Source organism: Enterobacter sp. IF2SW-B1 (assembly GCF_001743375.1).
GTDB lineage: Bacteria > Pseudomonadota > Gammaproteobacteria > Enterobacterales > Enterobacteriaceae > Enterobacter > Enterobacter bugandensis.
The window spans coordinates 340,559-361,414 of sequence record NZ_MJAA01000004.1 but is presented as its reverse complement, the minus strand read 5'-3'; the positions used below and the strand labels follow the sequence as shown (position 1 = coordinate 361,414).

At 60.1% G+C, this 20,856-nt stretch carries 12 protein-coding genes; 2 read left to right on the top strand and 10 right to left on the bottom strand.

Features of this window, described 5'->3' with window-relative positions:
* Positions 1-209 precede the first annotated feature (209 nt).
* A complete protein-coding gene (gene fbaB, locus A6013_RS11650) occupies positions 210-1,262 on the top strand; it encodes a class I fructose-bisphosphate aldolase (RefSeq protein WP_008500869.1) in 1,053 nt (350 codons plus the stop codon).
* Positions 1,263-1,330: 68 nt separating this feature from the next.
* Here the strand turns inward: fbaB and yegS are convergent, their stop codons facing one another.
* From yegS to yegD, 9 genes are all read right to left on the bottom strand, one after another.
* The gene (gene yegS / locus A6013_RS11645) at positions 1,331-2,230 is read right to left on the bottom strand and encodes a lipid kinase YegS (protein WP_069733098.1); all 900 of its coding nucleotides are present in this window, start codon (positions 2,228-2,230) and stop codon (positions 1,331-1,333) included.
* 248 nt (positions 2,231-2,478) lie between these two features.
* A complete protein-coding gene (yegQ, locus tag A6013_RS11640; RefSeq protein WP_008500866.1) occupies positions 2,479-3,840 on the bottom strand; it encodes a tRNA 5-hydroxyuridine modification protein YegQ in 1,362 nt (453 codons plus the stop codon).
* Between the two features lie 168 nt (positions 3,841-4,008).
* The gene (gene baeR, locus A6013_RS11635; protein WP_047367938.1) at positions 4,009-4,731 is read right to left on the bottom strand and encodes a two-component system response regulator BaeR; all 723 of its coding nucleotides are present in this window, start codon (positions 4,729-4,731) and stop codon (positions 4,009-4,011) included.
* Positions 4,728-6,131 carry a two-component system sensor histidine kinase BaeS gene (gene baeS / locus A6013_RS11630; protein WP_028013813.1) on the bottom strand — a complete coding sequence of 468 codons (1,404 nt, stop codon included), beginning with the start codon at positions 6,129-6,131 and terminating at the stop codon, positions 4,728-4,730. Before baeS ends, baeR begins: the two co-directional genes overlap by 4 nt.
* On the bottom strand, positions 6,128-7,543 hold the full coding sequence (locus A6013_RS11625; protein ID WP_069733097.1) for an MFS transporter: 1,416 nt from the start codon (positions 7,541-7,543) through the stop codon (positions 6,128-6,130). The genes baeS and A6013_RS11625 overlap by 4 nt, the downstream gene beginning before the upstream one ends.
* Complete coding sequence (mdtC, locus tag A6013_RS11620; protein WP_049000321.1) at positions 7,544-10,621, bottom strand: multidrug efflux RND transporter permease subunit MdtC; 3,078 nt, start codon at positions 10,619-10,621, stop codon at positions 7,544-7,546.
* Positions 10,622-13,744: an MdtB/MuxB family multidrug efflux RND transporter permease subunit gene (locus A6013_RS11615; RefSeq protein WP_028013810.1), complete on the bottom strand. Its 3,123-nt coding sequence runs from the start codon at positions 13,742-13,744 to the stop codon at positions 10,622-10,624. It abuts the gene before it with no gap.
* Positions 13,744-14,946 (bottom strand): MdtA/MuxA family multidrug efflux RND transporter periplasmic adaptor subunit, encoded by a 1,203-nt coding sequence (locus tag A6013_RS11610; RefSeq protein ID WP_069733096.1) that lies wholly within the window; start codon positions 14,944-14,946, stop codon positions 13,744-13,746. The genes A6013_RS11615 and A6013_RS11610 overlap by 1 nt, the downstream gene beginning before the upstream one ends.
* Before the next feature lie 159 nt (positions 14,947-15,105).
* Positions 15,106-16,458 (bottom strand): molecular chaperone, encoded by a 1,353-nt coding sequence (gene yegD / locus A6013_RS11605; RefSeq protein WP_041909098.1) that lies wholly within the window; start codon positions 16,456-16,458, stop codon positions 15,106-15,108.
* A gap of 130 nt (positions 16,459-16,588) precedes the next feature.
* Here yegD and alkA point away from each other — a divergent pair, with 130 nt between their 5' ends.
* The gene (alkA, locus tag A6013_RS11600; protein WP_069733095.1) at positions 16,589-17,461 is read left to right on the top strand and encodes a DNA-3-methyladenine glycosylase 2; all 873 of its coding nucleotides are present in this window, start codon (positions 16,589-16,591) and stop codon (positions 17,459-17,461) included.
* Here the strand turns inward: alkA and A6013_RS11595 are convergent.
* Positions 17,426-20,755 (bottom strand): diguanylate cyclase, encoded by a 3,330-nt coding sequence (locus A6013_RS11595; RefSeq protein WP_069733094.1) that lies wholly within the window; start codon positions 20,753-20,755, stop codon positions 17,426-17,428. The two genes, alkA and A6013_RS11595, sit on opposite strands and share 36 nt — an antisense overlap.
* Between the last annotated feature and the right edge of the window lie 101 nt (positions 20,756-20,856).

The window sequence follows — 20,856 nt, the reverse complement described above, 5'->3', positions numbered from 1 at the left end:
CCACTTAATAATACCTTTTAAATACCTTTGTGGCGATTGTTTGATCAATGTAACAGTTTTGTTGTACACGAATCGAGCCAGCAGATTGTGCTGAAAAAAAATGCATATGGTGGAAAATCTGTTAAGTCGGTACCAGGCTTAGTCTGCCCATAAAAGATGGGACTGGATAAACACACACCGACACGACGTCGGATTTACGGGAGTATCACATGACTGATATTGCGCAGTTGCTTGGCAAAGACGCCGACAGCCTTTTACAGCATCGTTGTATGACCATTCCAGCCGACCAGCTTTACCTGCCTGGTCACGACTACGTTGACCGCGTGATGGTGGATAACAACCGTCCGCCTGCGGTTCTGCGAAACATGCAGACCCTCTACAATACCGGACGGCTCGGCGGTACCGGGTATCTCTCTATTCTGCCGGTGGACCAGGGCGTTGAGCACTCGGCGGGCGCCTCTTTCGCGGCGAACCCGCTCTACTTCGATCCGAAGAACATTGTTGAGCTGGCGATTGAAGCGGGCTGTAACTGTGTAGCCTCCACCTACGGCGTGCTGGCTTCGGTTTCGCGTCGCTATGCCCACCGCATTCCGTTCCTCGTGAAGCTGAATCACAACGAAACTCTCAGCTACCCCACCGAGTATGACCAGACCCTCTACGCCAGCGTCGAGCAGGCGTTCAACATGGGGGCGGTGGCCGTCGGGGCGACGATTTACTTCGGCTCTGAACAGTCCCGTCGTCAGATTGAAGAGATCTCCGCAGCGTTTGAGCGCGCGCACGAGCTGGGTATGGTGACCGTGCTGTGGGCGTACCTGCGTAACTCGGCGTTCAAAAAAGACGGGGTGGATTATCACGTCTCCGCCGACCTGACCGGCCAGGCGAACCATCTGGCGGCCACCATCGGCGCGGACATCGTGAAGCAGAAAATGGCGGAGAATAACGGTGGCTATAAAGCGGTGAACTTTGGCTACACCGACGATCGCGTCTACAGCAAGCTGACCAGCGATAACCCGATCGACCTGGTGCGCTACCAGCTGGCGAACTGCTACATGGGTCGTGCAGGGCTGATTAACTCCGGCGGCGCGGCGGGCGGCGATACTGACCTGTCCGATGCGGTGCGTACGGCGGTTATCAACAAACGCGCGGGCGGCATGGGGCTGATCCTTGGCCGTAAGGCGTTCAAGAAATCAATGGCCGACGGCGTGAAGCTGATCAATGCGGTTCAGGACGTCTATCTGGACAGTAAAGTCACAATTGCCTGACGTCTCCATCTCCCTCTCCCCGTGGGAGAGGGTTGGGGTGAGGGCATCATCGCGCACCGTGTGAAACATCAGCGCAAAAGCACACAGTCCGGCGGCAGCCTGCACTGCAGCGCGCCAGGTAATACCTCAATGCGGAACTGCGTACCGCTCAGCGGCTCTCCGTCGAGGTTAAACGTCATCCCGTGCGGCGCATTCACCTCGAACCACGCCGATTTACCGTCAATGATATTCGGGCTCTCTTCCGGCTGCGTCAGCGTGGTAAACAGCGCGGGCAGCAGACCGTCGCCGGTGAAAATGCGCAGCTGTAGCTGACCATCGTTAATCAGCGCCTCCGGGCAGAGCTGCTGTCCGCCGCCTGCCTGACGTCCGTTGCCAATCCCAATCACCAGCGCGTCACCCTGCCACTGAAAAGCCTCACCGCGAATTTCGCATCGGTCCGGCTTGAGGGTGTCCATACGCATCAAACCGTGGATCAGGTATGACACGCCGCCCAGCGCCGCCTTCAGTTTTTCCGGCGTTTCGCTGGTAATGCGCGTGCCGAATCCACCCGTCGCCATATTGATAAAGCAGGTTTTGTCATTCACCTGGGCGATATCCACGGCGGTGGCTTTGCCGAGGATCGCCAGCTGAAGCGCCTTCTCTAAATCTTCTGGGATCCCGGCGCTGGTGGCAAAATCATTGGCGGTGCCGAGCGGTAATATGCCCATCACCGGGCGATCTGCCGGTGGCAGGTCGATAAGTGCAGAGGCGATCTCATTGATGGTGCCGTCGCCGCCGCCGGAAATGATAGTGCTGATACCTAACGCTAAGCCTTCGTTGATATAGCGTGCCGCGTCGCCTTTTTCCCACGTCACGCGCACGTGGATACGTGCGCCGTCGTCACGCAAACCCATAATCGCCTGACGCAACGGATCGTTGCCTGCACTTTTGCCATTGAGAATCAATAAACTGTCTGGATAGGTTGCCATCCTCGCTGCTCCCTTTTTTAGCGTTAGTAAGAGTGTATAGCAGAGAGGAAAAAAGCGGGTAAGAACAGGATGAAAGGCAAAAAATAAGCCCGCGTAAGGGAGATTACGCAGGCTAAGGAGGTGGTTCCTGGTACAGCTAGCATTTATGGGTTATGTTTTTCAGCGGGGGGATAATACCCGTATTGAACGAAGCGGTATGTGATCCGATTCTAAGAATTATCCCAGCGCGAAAAAATTTCCCTGATTGACTATTTGCCGTGTGGGTTTCGGGTGCTTTCACCGTTGAAGTTACGCATCAGCAGCGCGAACTTCAGCTCCACTTCTTCCGGAACCGGCAGCCAGACGGTATGTCCGTCGCCCGGCGCAACCTCAATCGCTTCGCCTTTGCCGTTTTCCAGATGCTCCAGCGTGAAGTTCATGTTGCCCTGCGGGGTCATCAGCTCCAGGCTGTCGCCTTTGGTGAACTTATTTTTCACCGCCACCGCCGCCAGCGCGCCTTTGCGCTCGCCGGTGAAGTCGCCGACAAACTGCTGGCGTTCGGAAACGGAGTAGCCGTGCTCGTAGTTCTGGTAGTCGTCGTGGGTATGACGGCGCAGGAAGCCTTCGGTATAGCCGCGGTGCGCCAGGCCTTCCAGCGTTTCCAGCAGGCTGGTATCGAACGGTTTACCGGCCGCCGCATCGTCGATGGCTTTACGGTACACCTGTGCGGTACGCGCGCAATAGTAATAGGACTTGGTGCGGCCTTCGATCTTCAGGGAGTGCACGCCCATCTGCGTCAGGCGCTCAACGTGGGCGATGGCGCGCAGATCTTTTGAGTTCATGATGTAGGTGCCGTGCTCGTCTTCGAAGGCGGTCATGTACTCGCCCGGACGTTTGGCTTCTTCAATCATAAACACGCTGTCGGTTGGCGCGCCGATGCCCAGCGTCGGCTCAACGTTCGTCACCGGAATCGGCTCATGCTTGTGGACGATGTTGCCGATATCGTCCTCTTTGCCTTCCTGGACGTTATATTCCCAGCGGCAGGCGTTGGTGCAGGTGCCCTGGTTCGGGTCGCGCTTGTTGATATAGCCAGAGAGCAGGCAGCGGCCGGAGTAGGCCATGCACAGCGCGCCGTGAACGAAGATTTCAATTTCCATGTCCGGCACCTGAGTGCGGATTTCTTCGATCTCTTCCAGCGAAAGCTCGCGGGACAGAATGACGCGGGTCAGCCCCATCTGCTTCCAGAATTTTACCGTCGCCCAGTTGACGGCGTTAGCCTGTACGGAAAGGTGAATATCCATTTCCGGGAAGTTCTCCCGAACCAGCATGATTAAACCCGGGTCCGACATGATCAGCGCGTCCGGCCCCATATCCACTACTGGCTTCAGGTCACGGATGAACGTTTTCAGCTTGGCGTTGTGCGGCGCGATGTTGACCACCACGTAGAATTTTTTACCCAGAGCATGCGCCTCGTTGATGCCGAGCTGCAGGTTCTCGTGGTTGAATTCGTTGTTACGCACGCGCAGCGAGTAGCGCGGCTGGCCCGCATACACGGCGTCAGCGCCATAGGCGAAAGCGTAACGCATATTTTGCAGCGTTCCCGCCGGGGAAAGGAGTTCCGGTTTAAACATGTTTGTTCTCGTTCTGATGACAGGTCAGATCCGCGTGCACCAGGTGCAGCGGTAAGGGGAGATCCCCCACTTTAAGGGCGGGCATTGTAGCGCTGCGGGGCAGGGAGGTAAAGTTATTGTGCCGGGTGGCGGCTTCGCCTTACCCGGCCTGGATTAACCAGCGGCTAACTAGGCAATCCTGCACGCATCCGCTTCCCAGCGATATCCCACGCCGTACACCGCGCGAATAAACGACTGCTCGGCGTCCAGCGCCTCCAGCTTGCGGCGCAGGTTTTTGATGTGGCTGTCGATGGTGCGATCGGTCACCACGCGGTAATCGTCGTACAGGTGGTTCAACAGCTGTTCGCGGGAGAAGACTTTTCCCGGCTCGTGGGAGAGGGTTTTCAGCAGGCGGAACTCCGCAGGGGTGAGGTCCAGCAGCTTGCTGCGCCAGCTCGCCTGGAAGCGGCTCTCATCCACAATCAGCGGGCTTTCGGCGTCCAGCATCTGAAGCTCGCGCTTCGGCCTGCAGCGGCGCAGAATGGTTTTCACGCGGGCCACCACCTCACGCGGGCTGTAGGGCTTGCAGATGTAGTCGTCCGCGCCGATTTCGAGTCCCAGCAGGCGGTCAATCTCTTCGATTTTAGCGGTGACCATGACAATAGGCACGTCGGAGAAGCGACGAATTTCCCGGCACAGGGTCAGGCCATCAACGCCAGGCAGCATTAAATCCAGCAGGATAAGATCCGGCGGAGTCTGGCGCACGTACGGCAGCACCTGGTCGCCGTGGCTGATCAGTGACGGGGCATAGCTGGCCGCGCGTAAATAGTCGATCAGCAGCTGTCCCAGCTTGGGTTCGTCTTCGACGATCAAAATGCGCGGCGTGTTTTCGTCAATCGGTAACTCGGTCATACTTCTCTCGATAAATCCCGTTCCAGAGGTAACTCTACTGTAATGCTAACCCCGCCAAAAGGCGAATGGGCGGCGCGAATGGTGCCATTATGCGCCTCGACGATGTTAACGCAAATCGCCAGCCCCAGGCCGGAACCGCCGCTGGCGCGGTTGCGGGAGCCTTCGGTGCGGTAAAAGCGCTCGAACAATTTTTCCAGCTGTGCGTCCTGCACGCCGGGGGCGGAATCCGCGAAGGTGAGGGCGAAGCGCCCGTTGTCCTGCCTGCCGGAGATATGCAGCCCGCCACCGCTGTCGGTGTAGCGCAGGCTGTTCTCCAGCAGGTTGTTGAACAGCTGCATCAGCCGGTCTTTGTCCCCAAATACCACCGCGCTGTCCGGCAGGGAGAGGTCGATTTTCAGGTTGCGGCTGGCAAAGCGCTCGCGGAAGGCACCGCTCGCCACCTCCAGTACGTTAATGACATCAACGGGCGCCTTCTGGTAGGCCAGTGCGCCTTCGTCGGACATGGAAAGCTGGTGGAGATCGTCCACCAGCTTGGTGAGCGTGCCCACCTCCGCCTGCAGAGAGGCCACCGATTCGGGGGTAAACTGGCGTACGCCGTCCTGAATCGCCTCCAGCTCGCCGCGCAGCACCGCCAGCGGGGTGCGCAGCTCGTGGGAAATATCGGCCATAAAGTCGCGGCGCATCTGCTGGTTTTTCTCCAGCGTGCTGGCGAGTTGGTTAAAGTCCTGCGCCAGCTTGCCCAGTTCGTCCTGGCTGCGGGTGTCGACGCGGGTGGTGAAATCCCCGGCGGCCAGCTTGTGCGTGCCTTCCACCAGCCGTTTCACCGGCGCGAGCAGACCGCGCGCCAGCGGGAAGGTGGCGAGCGCGGCGAGCAGGGTGGAGAGAGCGACGATCAGCCAGCTGGTCCGGCGCTGCTGGCGGTCAAAGTTGATATCGGTGTTACGCGTCAGGCGCTCCACCGGTGAGGCGATAACCCAGCCGACGGTCGCGTTATTCACCTTAATCGCCCGGCGGGTGCCGTCCGGCGGTATCGGGGCGCGCGGCCCAACCAGCGTGCGCATATCCTGGTCAATCACCCAGAACTGGGTGCGCCAGCCGTGCGGCGGCATGCCCGGGCCAGGCCGATCGTCGCCGGCATCGTGCTCGAGCGAGCGCAGGATCTGGAAAATAAAGCGGTCGTTATTCCGCAGAAAACGCCAGTTGCCGTGCTGGGCGTACTGTTCACTCAGCGCATCGCTTAAGCCCTGCAGGCGCTGCTCGTTGCCATGCTTAATGTAATCAATAAAACCGCGCTCAAAGCTGATCCGCACCGCCCAGTGCATGGTGATCAGCAGGACGATACAGGTGGCGAAGATCGCCACGAAGAGCTTGCCGGTAATACCCGGACGCCAGAATTTCATGAGCCACTCCTTTTGCCGCGCCTAATCACGACGTTCTTGCTGGTATCATCCGGCACGCGGGCGAAGATGAAAGCGGGCAGGGCGATGATGACCGCCATGCTGAGATAGGTATACAAAAAGACCTGATGCGCCACCGGCGTGTCGACGCTGAGGTGATGCTGGCCGTACATGCCGAGCAGTAACCCCGCGATAGTCACGCCGACGCTCATGGAGAGCTGCATGATCATCGACAGCAGGCTGTTGCCGCTGCTCGCCAGATCGTCCGGCAGGTCTTTCAGCGTCAGGGTATTCATCGATGAGAAGCGCATGGAGTTGACGATCCCCTGACAGAACAGCACCAGCGGCAGGACGTAGTACCAGCCCATCAGCGCCACGGCCATAAACAGCAGGCTGACCAGCGACAGCCCCAGCGTGGCGGCCACCAGCACGTGACGGTAGCCAAAGCGGTTCACCACCTGCACCACGATGCGCTTCATCCCCATGCTGCCGAGCACCATCGGGATCATCATCAGGCCCGCGTGAAACGGCGAAAACCCCATGCCAATTTGCAGAAACACGGGCGTCATAAACGGCAGCATGCCGCTGCCGATACGTCCGGCGAAGCTGCCGAACAGGCCAAGGCGGTAGGTGGGATTTTTAAATAAGTTCAGGCTGAACAGCGCCTGGTCATTCCCGCGAGCATGCCACAGATACCACAGAATGGCGGTGATGCCGATAACCACCAGCACCCCGAGCGTCAGGGCGGAGATCCCCAGCCCCTTTTGCCCGTCGAGCGCCAGGGTGAGCGTGGCCATGCCCGCCGCCAGCAGAATAAAGCCGAAGAAATCAAAGCGTCGGGTCTGCATTTTGTAGTTCGGCATCAGCGTCAGGGTGGCGATGGCGCCGATGATGCCCACCGGCAGATTGATCAAGAAGATCCAGTGCCAGGAGGCATACTCCACCAGCATCCCGCCCAGCGCCGGGCCCAGCAGCGGCCCCACCTGGCCGGGCAGGGTGACGAAGGTCATCGCCGCCATGTACTGCTCGCGTGGCACAATCTTCATCACCGTTAACCGCCCGACGGGCACCATCATCGCCCCGCCGACGCCCTGCAGCACGCGCGCCGTCACCAGCTGGTCGAGGGTGCTGGCCTGGGCGCAAAACAGCGAGCCAGCGGTAAACAGCACGATGGCGGTAAAGAAGATATTTCGCACGCCCACTTTGTCTGCCAGCCAGCCGCTGGCAGGCAGCATCACCGCAACCGTCAGCACGTAGGCGACAATCACCATATGCATATGCAGCGGGCTCTCCCCCAGGCTTTTCGCCATCGAGGGGAGGGCGGTGTTGACGATGGTCGTATCCAGCGACTGCATAAAGAAGCCGAAGGCGACTATCCACAATTGCCAGCGAACGTTGCTGGGAAGCTCAGTCATTTACCCGTTTACCGTTTCTCTGTTTTTACGCGAAAAGCGCAGCCGCAGGCGGTCGAAGAACAGATAGACCACCGGCGTGGTGTACAGCGTCAGCAGCTGGCTCATCACCAGGCCGCCGACGATGGTGATCCCCAGCGGCTGGCGCAGCTCTGAGCCATCGCCGCCCGAGATAACCAGCGGCAGCGCGCCAAACAGCGCCGCCAGGGTGGTCATCATGATCGGACGGAAGCGCAGCAGGCAGGCCTGGAAGATCGCCTCTTCCGGCGAGAGGTTGCCGTTGCGCTGGGCGTCCAGCGCGAAGTCCACCATCATGATGGCGTTTTTCTTTACGATGCCGATTAACAGCATAATTCCGATAAGCGCGATCAGGCTGAACGGCGCGCCAAACAGCTCCAGCGCCAGCAACGCCCCCACGCCCGCCGACGGCAGCGTCGAGAGGATGGTCAGCGGGTGAACGTAGCTCTCATACAGGACGCCCAGCACAATATAGACCGTGGCGATGGCGGCCAGAATCAAAATCACCTGCGAGTTCATCGTCTCCTGGAATACCTGCGCGGTCCCGGCAAAGCTGCCGCGCACGGTGGACGGCACGCCGAGCTGCGTCATCGCGCGGTTGATCGCGTCGCTGGCCTCGGAAAGCGACGAACCGGCGGGCAGGTTAAAGGAGATGGTCGACGCCGCCGACAGCCCCTGATGGTTCACCGACAGCGGCGCGTTGGCTGGTCGCCAGCTGGCAAAGTAGGAGAGCGGTATCGCCTTGCCGTCGCTGTTAATCACAAACATTTTATCCAGCGCGCTGATGTCCTGGGTGTAGCGCGGGTCGACTTCCATCACCACCTTATACTGGTTCATCGGCTGGTAGATGGTGGAGATCTCGCGCTGGCCGAAGGCGTTATTTAGCAGGCTGTTGGCGGCTTCAACGTTGATGCCCAGCCGCGACATGGTTTCGCGGTCGTAGGTGAGCGCCATCTCCGCGCCGTTGTCCTGCTGATCGGAGTTCACGTCCGCCAGCTCCGGCAGGGCGGCCAGCGCCTTACGGATCTTCGGCTCCCACTCGCGCAGGGCGGCTAAATCATCCGAGAGCAACGTGTACTGGTAGCTGGCGTTCGCCTGCCGCCCGCCGACGCGGATATCCTGAACGGCCATCAAAAACAGGTTTGCGCCCGGCTCTTTGGCGAGCTTCACACGCAGGCGGTCAATCACCTGCTGCGCCGTTTCGTTGCGCTCGCCGCGCGGCTTAAGGGTAATGAACATCATCCCGCTGTTAACGCGCGAGCCGCCGGTAAAGCCAGTGACGTTGTCTACAGCCGGATCCTCACGAATGATCTTCATAAAGTCCTGCAGCTTGCCGCGCATCGCCTGGAATGAAATGCTCTGGTCCGCCTGGATGCCGCCCATCAGCACGCCGGTGTCCTGCTCCGGGAAGAAGGTTTTAGGGATGGTGATGTACATCCAGACGTTGAGCCCAATGGTGGCGATCAGCACCAGGCCGACCAGCCGCGTATGGTTCAGCACCCACTTCAGCGATTTGCCGTAGCCTTCCTGCATCGCCATCAGAAAACGACCAAAGCCTTTGCGGCGCGGCTGCGAGTGAGGCTTGCTGCGCTTGAGCATCCAGCCGCACATCATCGGCGTCAGCGTCAGGGAAATCACCAGCGAAATCCCGATGGCGACCGAGAGCGTGACGGCAAACTCACGCAGCAGCCTGCCCGGCAGCCCGCCCATCAGCAGCAGTGGCAGGAATACCGCCACCAGCGACAGGCTCATGGAAAGTACCGTAAAGCCCACCTCGCGCGTGCCCTGCAGCGCGGCCTGCAGCGGTTTCACGCCCGCTTCAAGGTGGCGGGAAATGTTCTCCAGCACCACGATGGCGTCATCCACCACGAAGCCCGTCGCAATCGTCAGGGCCATCAGCGACAGGTTGTTAAGGCTAAAGCCACACAGGTACATTGCGGCAAAGGTCCCAATCAGCGACACCGGCACGGCCACCGCCGGGATCAGCGTCGCGCGGCCGGAGCGCAGGAACAGGAACACCACCAGGATCACCAGCGCGACGGAGATAATCAACGTTTGCTCCACCTCTTCAAGCGAAGCGCGGATGGTCGGGGAGCGATCCTGGGCAATCTGCAGATCGATTGCTGCCGGGATGGTCTCCTGCAGCTCCGGGAGGCGGGCGCGAATGCTGTTCACCGTCTCAATAATGTTCGCCTCCGGCAGCTTGCGGATCATCAGCAGGATGGCCGGTTTAGCGTTGGTCATCCCGGCGTTGCGCACGTCCTGCACCGAGTCGGTGACGCTGGCGACGTCGCTCAGGCGTACCGCCGCGCCGTTGTTGTAGTGAATAATCAGCGGCTGGTATTCCGCGGCGGTTTTTAGCTCGTCGTTGGTGTGGATCTGCCAGCGGTGGCTGCCGTCCTCAATCGCCCCCTGCGGTTTACGCACGTTGGCGCTGCTAATGGCGGAGCGCACGTCGTCCAGCGACACGCCCTGGTTGAACAGCGCCTGCGGGTTGAGGCCCACGCGCACGGCGGGCAGGGAACTGCCGCCAACGCTCACGTCACCCACGCCGTTGATTTGTGAGATCGTCTGCGCCAGCTGGGTCGACGCAAAGTCGTAGAGCTGCCCCTGAGAATAGGTGTCAGAGGTCAGCGTCAGGATCATGATTGGCGCGTCGGACGGATTGGCCTTGCGGTAGGTCGGACGGCTCGGCATCCCGCTCGGCAGAAGGCTTTGCGCGGCGTTGATGGCCGCCTGCACGTCACGGGCGGCACCGTTAATATCCCGGTCGAAGCTGAATTCCAGAATGATGCGCGTGCTGCCCAGCGAGCTGCTGGAGGTCATCTCGTTGACCCCCGCAATCCGCCCAAGAGAACGCTCCAGCGGCGTGGCAACGGACGAGGCCATGGTCTCCGGTGACGCACCCGGCAGCGAGGCGCTGACCATGATCACCGGGAAATCCACCTGCGGCAGGGGGGCTACTGGCAGCAGCCGGAAGCCCAGCACGCCGCACAGGGTAATGGCGACGGAGAGTAAAATCGTCGCCACCGGACGGTAAATGAAGAGGGCGAAAAACTTCACTTACGCCTCCTCTTCACGTTTCGGGAAACGGCTTTTGGTCCACAGCGCCAGGCGGTCAAACAGCAGATAGATCACCGGCGTGGTGAAGAGCGTCAGCACCTGACTCACCAGCAGGCCACCGACCATACCGATACCCAGCGGGCGGCGCAGCTCCGCGCCGACGCCGGTGCTGAGCATCAGCGGCAGCGCCCCCAGTAGGGCGGCCAGCGTGGTCATCAGGATCGGGCGGAAACGCAGCAGGCAGGCCTGGAAGATAGCATCGCGCGGCGACATGCCCTGCTCGCGCTCGGCGGCCAGGGCAAAGTCGATCATCATGATGGCGTTTTTCTTCACGATCCCGATAAGCAGGATGATGCCGATGATGGCAATAACGTCCAGCTCGCTGCCCGCCAGCATCAATGCCAGCAGCGCCCCCACGCCCGCCGTTGGCAGGGTAGAGAGGATGGTGATCGGGTGGATAAAGCTTTCGTACAGCACGCCAAGCACGATGTACATCGCCACGACCGCCGCGACGATCAGCCAGACGGTGTTGCCCAGCGCGGCCTGGAACGCCAGCGTGCTGCCCTGGAACTGGGTCTGAATGTCGGACGGGAAGCTGAGCGCTTTTTCAGCAGCCTGGATGGCTTCCACCGCCTCGCCCAGCGAGTAACCGTCCGGCACGTTGAAGGAAATGGTGGTGGACGGGAACTGATCCAGGTGGTTAATCGACAGCGGGGTATAGCGCTCCTCCACCGTGGCGATGGCGCTCAGCGGCACAATGCCGCCGTCTTTGCTGGTCAGGCGCACCGAGTCCAGCGCGGCCAGGCCGGGGGTGTTCTCGGTGTTGTGCTCCAGCACCACGCGGTACTGGTTCGCCTGAGTGTAGATGGTGGAGATCAGGCGCTGACCGAAGGCGTTGTACAGGGCGTTGTCCACGTCCGACATGGTGATGCCCAGACGGCTGGCGGTGTCGCGGTTAACGTTGACGTAGGCCGCCAGCCCCTTGTCCTGCCAGTCGCTGCTGACGTCGGCGAGCTGCGGCAGGGTGTTAAGTTTTTCAACCAGCTGCGGCACCCAGGTGCTGAGGGCGTCAAGCGACGTAGCCTGGAGCGTGAACTGATACTGCGTGCGGCTGACCTGAGTATCAATGGTCAGATCCTGAATCGGCTGCAGGTAAAGCTCAACGCCCGGCACGCGGGCCACGGCGCTTTGCAGGCGCTCGATGACGGCGTTCACGCGGTCGTCGCGCTCATCCAGCGGCTTGAGGTTGATCTGCAGACGCGCGCTGTTGAGCGACGGATTGGTGCCATCCACCCCCACGTAGGACGTCAGGCTCTCCACCGCCGGGTCTTTCATGATGATCTCAGACACCTGCTGCTGGCGCTGCGCCATGTTCGCGAAGGATACCGACTGCGGAGCCTGAAGCGTGCCCTGAATAATGCCGTTATCCTGGATGGGGAAGAAACCTTTCGGAATAAAAATCCACAGCATTACGCTGAGCGCCAGCGTGCCCAGCGCCACGCCAAGCGTTGCCCAGGGATGGTTCAGCACTTTCGCCAGCACGCGACCGTAGGCGGCAATAATTCGCTCGAACATCCGCTCGGAGGCGCGGGAGAAGCGGTTTTGCTTGCGCAGAGACTCGTGGCTCAGCATGCGGGCGCACATCATCGGCGTCAGGGTTAGCGACACCACGGCAGAGATCAGAATGGCGACCGCCAGCGTCACGGCAAACTCGCGGAACAGCCGCCCGACGATGTCGCCCATAAACAGTAGCGGGATCAGCACCGCAATCAGCGAGAAGGTCAGCGAGATAATGGTAAAGCCGATTTCCCCTGCGCCCTTCAGCGCGGCGGCCAGCGGCTTTTCACCTTTCTCGATATAGCGCGAGATGTTCTCGATAACGACGATGGCGTCATCCACCACGAACCCGGTGGCGATGGTGAGCGCCATCAGCGTCAGGTTGTTAATCGAAAAGTCGAGGAACACCATCACCGCAAAGGTCCCGACCAGCGAGAGCGGCACGGCGACGGCGGGGATAATGGTTGCCGGAACGTTGCGCAGGAACAGGTAAATGATCATTACCACCAGCGCAATCGCCAGCATCAGCTCGAACTGGGTATCGGTGACCGACGCGCGAATGTTGGTGGTGCGGTCGGAAAGGACTTTTACGCTGACCGATTTCGGCAGGCTTTCAATCAGCTGCGGCAGCATGGTGCGGATGCTGTCGGCGGTTTCGATGATGTTGGCGCCCGGCTGGCGCTGCACGTTCATCACGATCGCCTGCTGCTTGTTCGCCCACGCGCCGAGCCAGCTGTTTTCCGCGCCTTGTTCCACGGTGGCGACATCGCCCAGGCGGATCGGCGCGCCGTTCTGGTAGGCCACAATCAGCTGACGGTATTCGTCGGCGGACTGCATCTGGTCGTTTGCCGAGAGGGTGACCGCACGGGTCGGGCCGTCCAGCGAGCCTTTCGCCGAGTTGACGTTGGCACTGCTGATGGCGGTGCGGATGGTTTCGCTGGTCAGCCCCAGCGCGGCAATCGCTTGTGCGTTAAGCTTCACGCGCACGGCCGGGCGCTGGCCGCCCGCCAGCGTGACGAGGCCGACGCCGGAGACCTGAGAAATCTTCTGCGCCACGCGGGTTTCGACCATGTCTTCGACCTGGGTCATCGGCATGGCGGAGGAGGTAACGGCCAGCGTCATGATCGGCGGATCCGCCGGGTTCACCTTGCTGTAGACCGGCGGGTTAGGCAGGTCCGACGGCAGCAGGTTGGTGGCGGCGTTGATGGCGGCCTGCACTTCCTGCTCGGCGACGTCCAATGACAGCGTTAGCTGGAACTGCAGCGTCACGACGGATGCCCCGCCGGAACTCTGGGAGGACATCTGTTTTAACCCGGACATCTGGCCAAACTGGCGCTCCAGCGGGGCGGTAATGGCGGACGTCACCACGTCCGGGCTGGCGCCAGGATAGAGAGTGACAACCTGAATCGTTGGGTAATCCACCTCCGGCAGCGCCGACACGGGCAGAAAGCGGTAGCCAATGATCCCGGCCAGCAGGATCGCCACCATCAACAGCGTGGTGGCGACAGGGCGGAGGATAAACAGGCGTGACGGCCCACCTGTAGAGCTCGGGGGCATAACCTGCATCAGGAGGTCGCTCCCTGTTTTGCAGGTTCAACCACCTCAACTTTCGCGCCTTCGGTGAGGCGGTCGATGCCGTCGGTGACCACGCGGTCGCCGGCGGAGAGCCCGGCGCTGATGACCACCGTCTGGCTGTCCTGAATCCCGGTTTTCACCAGATGCTTGCTCACTTTATTGTCGCTGTTCAGCACCCAGACAAAGCTTCCTTCGTTACCCATTTGCAGCGCTGCGGTGGGGATCACTACCGCGTTCTCTTCGGTAGCGACCAGCATTCGCGCGTTGACGAACTGGTTCGGGAAGAGGACATCGTCCTGGTTGTTAAAGCGCGCCTTCAGCTTGATGGTGCCGGTGGTGGTATCGATCTGGTTGTCCAGACTGAGCAGGGAACCCTCGCTCAGCTTCTGCTTGTTGGTGCGGTCCCAGGCTTCCACCACCAGGCCTTTACCGGCTTTTTGCGCCTGCATGACGGTTGCGATATCGCTTTCCGGCAGGGTAAAGACTAAATCAATCGGGTGGGTCTGGGTGATCACCACGATGCCCGTGGTGTCGCCGCTGGAGATCTGGTTACCGATATCGACCTGCTTCAGGCCCACGCGTCCGTCAATCGGCGCGGTGATGCGGCTCCAGTCGAGCTGTAGCTGCGCGCTGGCGACGGCGGCCTCGTCGGCTTTGATGGTGCCCTGCGTTTCGCTGACCAGCGACTGCTGGGTGTCCAGCTCCTGACGAGAAACGAGGTTGGTTTTCACCAGCTGCTGGTAGCGCGCCAGATCGCGACGGGCGTTGGCGAGGGTGGCTTTGTCTTTCGCGAGCTGCCCCTGCGCCTGAGCGAGGGCGACTTTAAACTGGCTCGGGTCGATTTCCGCCAGCAGATCGCCCGCTTTGACCTGCTGACCTTCCTGGAAGTGGATTGCGATGAGCTGACCGTCAACGCGGCTGCGCACCGTGGCGGTGTTGGCGGCGGTAATGGTTCCGAGCCCTGTCAGATAACGCGGAACGGCTTTGCTCACCGCCGTTGCCGCCTGAACCGGTGCCAGCGCGCCGCCGCGCATGCCGTGACGGCCGCCGCCAGCCGGGCGCTGGGCCTGGCTGCTGGCGCCAGCGGGAGCGGCGGAGTTCGCAGATTGACTGTGCCAGTACCAGGCGGCGGCAAGGACCACCACAATGATGCCAGCGGCGATTGCCCAGCGGGATTTGTTACTGCCTTTCATCGTTATACGTTCTCATCCTGAATACTTCGGGGAATGATACTAGTTTAGTCAGCTAACACAGCGGAAAAATGGAGGAAATATGGAAGACTGTCAGGAATGGTCTGAGTGTGGCGATCGTTTTAGCCGGGTAAGGCGAAGCCGCCACCCGGCACAACCGCACTAGCTAAACATCACCTGCGCCCAGCGCGCCAGCCCTGCGGTAACGGAGCCAAAGTCATCCCCACCGGCAATCGGAATGCCCGGCAGTTGTTCCGCCAGCGCTTTCTTGATCAGCGGCGAACGGGCGCTACCGCCGGTCAGGTAGATCACATCCGGCTTCTCTTTGCCGTTCTCCAGCGCCAGTTGGACCTGCTCCAGAATGCGCTGCAGCGGCTGAGCAAGCGCCGTTTCCAGCCCCTCCTGTGAAATCGCCGTGGCCAGATCCTCGCTGATAAACGGCAAGGAGACCGCATGTTCAGGACGGTCGGAAAGGGCGATTTTGCACTCCTCCGCAGTTCGCACCACGCGGTAGCTCAGGCGCTGACGCCACACTTTATACAGCAGGGCGACCTTCTCGGCATCCTGCGCGTCGCGCACCAGATCGTTGAGGAAGCGCCCGTTCGCGGTGCTGTAAAAATCACTCTGCGCCGGAACGTCGTTGATGGCAATCGCGTTCCACCACGGCAGGATCGGCAGGGCGATGCCTTTTTCCGTTTGCCCGCCCATGCCCAGCAGCGGCATCAGGCTCTTAAAGGCCAGGGCGATATCCAGATCGTTGCCGCCTACGCGGCAGCCGCTGTGCCCGAGCAGGCTGTTTTCGCGGTCACGACGGTGATGCCACTGCGGTCCCATCAGCAGCAGCGAGCAGTCCGTTGTACCGCCCCCGATGTCGACGACCAGCACGCGCTTCTCTTCCGTCAGCGTGGCTTCAAAATCCAGCCCCGCCGCAACCGGCTCGTACTGAAACACCACGTCGCGGAATCCCGCCCGGTGCGCCGCACGTTCAAGGATCCCCTGCGCCTGCTGGTTGGCTTCGTCACCGCCCAGCCCCTGGAAGTTGATCGGGCGGCCAATCACCGCCTGGGTGATAGTATCCGGCACCTGCGACTGCGCCTGATTGCGGATATGCAGCATCATGGCGCACACCAGATCTTCAAACATCGCCACCTGCTGCGGCTTCAGGCCGCTCGCGCCGAGGAAGGACTTTGGCGATTTAACGAAGTAGACCTCTTCCGGGTCTTCAATGTAATGCCCGAGCGAGGAGAGGCCAAACTGCACGCTTGAAGGGGTAACGTCGATGTCTTCCTCGCGGTTAAAGCTGACCGCCCGACGCAGCAGCGCCTGGGTCTCCGCCGCGGTAGCCGGAACCTGATGGTGGCGGAACAGCCACTCGCTCACCGCTTCGCGCGTCGGCGCGCAGAGCATTGACGGCAGCAGCGTGCTCTCTTTTTCCATTTTCAGAAGCTGCGGTTGGCCGTTTTGCATGATCGCAACCGAGCAGTTTGCCGTACCGTAGTCAAATCCAATAAACACGATTAATCCCCATGCCGGTGAGAAGGGGCGAGACTTTAACGAAATGTCTGCATCGCGACAACAGGAATATGAAAGCAAGGCAAAACAAGGTCTTTCCGTTTATGCTGATAAAAATAAAAAAGGAGCAGCGATGTATACCCTGACGTGGCAACCCCCTTACGACTGGCAGTGGATGTTTGGCTTTCTCGGCGCGCGTGCGGTGACAGGCATTGAAACCGTCACGAGCGACTACTACGAGCGCAGCTTTGCCTGCGACGGCCATCAGGGGATATTTCGCGTGACACCGGATATCGCTACCCATACGCTGACCGTGACGCTCAGCCCGGGGTTGGTTCCGGTTGCGCAGACGTGTCTTGAACGCATCGCGCGCCTGTTCGATCTCGCCTGTAATCCGCAGCACATCGCAGATACGCTGGGGGATCTCGGCGCTGCCCGCCCCGGCTTGCGTCTGCCGGGGGCGATGGATGCGTACGAGCAGGGCGTACGGGCCATTCTCGGGCAGTTGGTCAGCGTGGCGATGGCGGCGAAACTGGCTTCCCGCGTTGTCGCCCTGTGCGGTGAGCCGGTGAAGGATGCACCGGGTTATGTCTGCTTTCCCTCCCCGCAAGCGCTGGCCGCTGCCGATCCGCTGGCGCTCAAGGCGCTCGGGATGCCGGTAAAACGCGCGGAGGCGCTGATTCATCTGGCGCAGTCGGTTGTTGACGGGACGTTTCCGCTGACGCCGCCCGAGGACGTTGAGGCGGGCATGAAGGCGCTACAGCAGCGGCCGGGCATCGGGCGCTGGACGGCAAATTACCTGGCCCTGAGAGGCTGGCAGGCGAAAGATGTGTTCCTGCCGGATGATTATCTGATTAAGCAACGCTTCGCCGGGATGACTCCCGCGCAGATCCGTCGTTACGCCGAGCGATGGCAGCCGTGGCGCTCCTACGCGCTGCTGCACATCTGGTATACCGACGGCTGGACGCCGTCAGTTGATGGCGAAATAACTGGTGTTGAGCAGTAGATCCAGCGGCTGCGGCTCGGCGATGGTGTCGCCATAGATAAAATCAATGCCGATGCCGGAAAGCGTATCCATCATGATGGGCTGGTTGCAGGGGCCCGCGATGGTTTTCATCCCCAGACGCTGGGCGTGGCCCTGAACGATGGTCACCATCATCTCATCCATCAGATTACCATATACGTTGCTCACCACCTCGGCGTCGAGCATCAGATAATCGGCCATGTTCGGGCTCAGGTGGCTGAAGACGTTCATGTCGCGCCCTATCTGGCTGAAGATCACCCGGCAGCCCGCCTGGCGAAGCTTTTGCAGCCCTCGCTGCAGGTTCTCATCCGGATTACACACCACGTCGCTCGCGATAACCAGATGCAGCAGACGGCCCGGCATGGGGCTGTTATCGAGCAGGTCGAGGAGTTCATCGACCAGCGTTACGCTGGCTAAACCGGCGGCAGAAAGGGGCAGTGCTACCCCCATCCCTTTACGGGCGACCTGTGCGGCAGAGGTGCGGAAAAACTCACCAAAGATACGTCTGTCGAGGGCGTGCAGCAGTTCGGGCTCCGCCAGACCAGAACGGAAGGCGTGCTCCTCCTGGACTTCACCCTGGCTGGTCCACAGGCGTAGCGAAATCAGCCAGAAGTTACAGCTTTCCGGTATGCGCGGGGAGGCGACGCTGCGGGCTATCATCATCAGATGATTGTCTTTGATCATATGCCACTGTTCGTCCAGCGACATCATGCTGCGCGCGCTCCGATCCCGCTCCTGCTGCGGTTCGTACACCGTCACGATGCCGCGGCCGCTGTTTTTCGAGGCATAACAGGCAATATCCGCCTGCGACATCACTTCTGACGCCTGGTTATTATGCTCATCAATCAGCGTGATCCCTGCGCTGGCGCCAATCCGGTGCAGGCGACCTTCCCACATAAAGTGATAGTCATTGATGGTATGGATCAAACGACCGGTGATATAGCGCGCGCTCTCAATATTGCAGTCCGGCAGCAGCAGCCCAAACTCGTCGCCGCCCAGGCGCGCCAGCACGTCGCTGGAGCGAAGCATGGTTAACATCATGGAAGAGAGTTCCCGCAGCAGGGCATCTCCCGCCGCATGGCCTGCGCTATCATTGACGGCTTTGAAGCGGTCCAGATCGATAAAGACCAGCGCATGACGCTGACGCGTCTCGCGAACGGTTTGCAGAAGCCGTTTGAGATGGTTTTCGAAGCTGACCCGATTTGCCAGGTGGGTGAGGGCATCGTGCGACGCGCTGTAGCTTAGCTGACGCAGCATTTTGCGCGACTCGGTGACGTCCTGAATAACGATCACCGAGCCAATACTGTGCCCATCAAGGGTACTGAGTGGCGTAATGCTGTAGTGGATATCAAACGATCCGCCGGTGCGGCAGTTCAGCACTACATCCTGGTCGATATCGGAGCGTGACATATCGCCGCTGTGAATATTCTCCATCAGCGGGCCCCGTTCCCCAAAGGTGATGTGTAACACCTTCAGGATCGGCTGGCCGATGGCCTCGGTCTGCAGCCAGCCGCTCATCTTCTCGGCGACCGGGTTCATAAAGGTGACGTTCATGTCGATATCGGTACAGAGCACCGCTTCGCCGATGGAGTCGAGCGTGATGTGCAGACGCTCTTTTTCCTGAAACAGCGCTTCGTTAAGCTCCTTCACCTCGGTCATGTCCATATTGATGCCGAGCAAACGTTCGACTTCACCCTCTTTATTCAGCACCCGGTTTGCCAGGGAGCGTATATGGCGCACGCCTTCCTTCACGCGGATACGGAATTCAAGCTTAAACGGCAGACGAGAAACCAGTGAATCCCGCAGCACCTGCTCCGCATGGGCGCGATCCTCCGGCAATATTCTTTCGTGCCAGAGCTGCCAGGTGGGCTTGATGTGCGGCGGAATTTCATACAGCTCAAACATCCGCTTATCCCAGCTGATGATGTCTGGCTCCAGATCCCACTCCCATATGCCGATGCCGCCCGCTTCGTTGGCCAGCGTAATGCGCTCCATCAGGCGCTTATTGACCCACTCGGTCTGCTTCAGGTCGTTAATGTCTTCAATCTGGGCGATGAAATAGAGCGGCGAGCCATCGGCATGGCGCACGACGGAGACGGCCAGAAGCGCCCAGACGACCTCTCCGTTGCGCGTGTAATAGCGCTTTTCAAGGGTGTAGGTGTTGATCTCGCCGTTGACCAGCTGCTCCAGCTGTTCCAGGTCGGTATGCAAATCTTCCGGCCAGGTGAGCTGCTGGAAGGTGAGCGACTGTAGCTCGGTCTGGCTGTAACCGAGGAAATTGCACAGCGCCTTGTTGGCCTGAAGCCACTGGCCCTCCATGCTGACTAACGCCATACCGATGGCGGAATACTCCATTGCATTACGAAAGCGCTCTTCGCTCTCGGTGATGTGTTTGCGTTCGGCACGGAAGGCATACATCACCATGGTCATCACGTTAGCGGGGAGGAGGAGCATCAGGAACGGCAGCCACGGCGCGTTCATCATCGGCCCGGCATGTTGGGTGGTCAGCGCCGAAGGGTTATGGGCAATCATCAGTGAAACGACCATCACGGTAACCAGAAACACCATGAACGCTTCCATCCGCGGCAAGCGCACGGCGCTCCACATAAGCAGGACAATCACGCAGGTAAAGGGCCACGGCAGCCAGGTGATGGATGCCCAGCTGAGGGCCAGCGTTATGGCCATGGTAACCAGGGTTTCCAGCAGCAATCTCGGATCACGGTGGCGGAGCAGGTAATGGGATTTAAACAGCAGCCCCAGCGGCACCAGCGCCAGCGCGCCAATGGATTCAGATAGCACCCAGACGATGAAATTACGCAGCGGCTCAGGGCCGGGGATCAGAAGCGTCATCAGAATACCGCCCACCAGCGGCGGCACCAGCGCGCTGCCTATTGCCAGGCGGATCCAGTCGTTTAAATTTTGCAGCGGGTTGTACCACGGAAGCAGCTTGCGCAGTAACACGGCACCGATGATGGCCTCAATAACGTTTATTGCGGTGTAGGTGGGGTTTATCGACGCCCAGGAGAACAGCATCCACGAGGCCAGAATATTGCCAAATGAACAGGCCAGGGCTATCCCGGGCCACATTTTTCCTGCATGGCGGTAAAACGCCACCATCATAATGGCGGTAGGAAACCAGAGTGGCGCCAGCAGGGTACCGAAGCGGGTAAGCTCCAGCGAAAATAAGGTAAAGATAAAGGTGACCAGGCCCAGACAGACAAGTCGTAATAAAGGATGTGGGGTGGTAACCAAAACCCGCTGGTATTGTTTATTCATTACCGCTTTATCCAGAGACGCCATGCCGTCAGGAGAGAAGTGCGCACGAGTGAATTTGATAATTTGGTTTATGCTAGTACAAACAATTTACAATTCATATG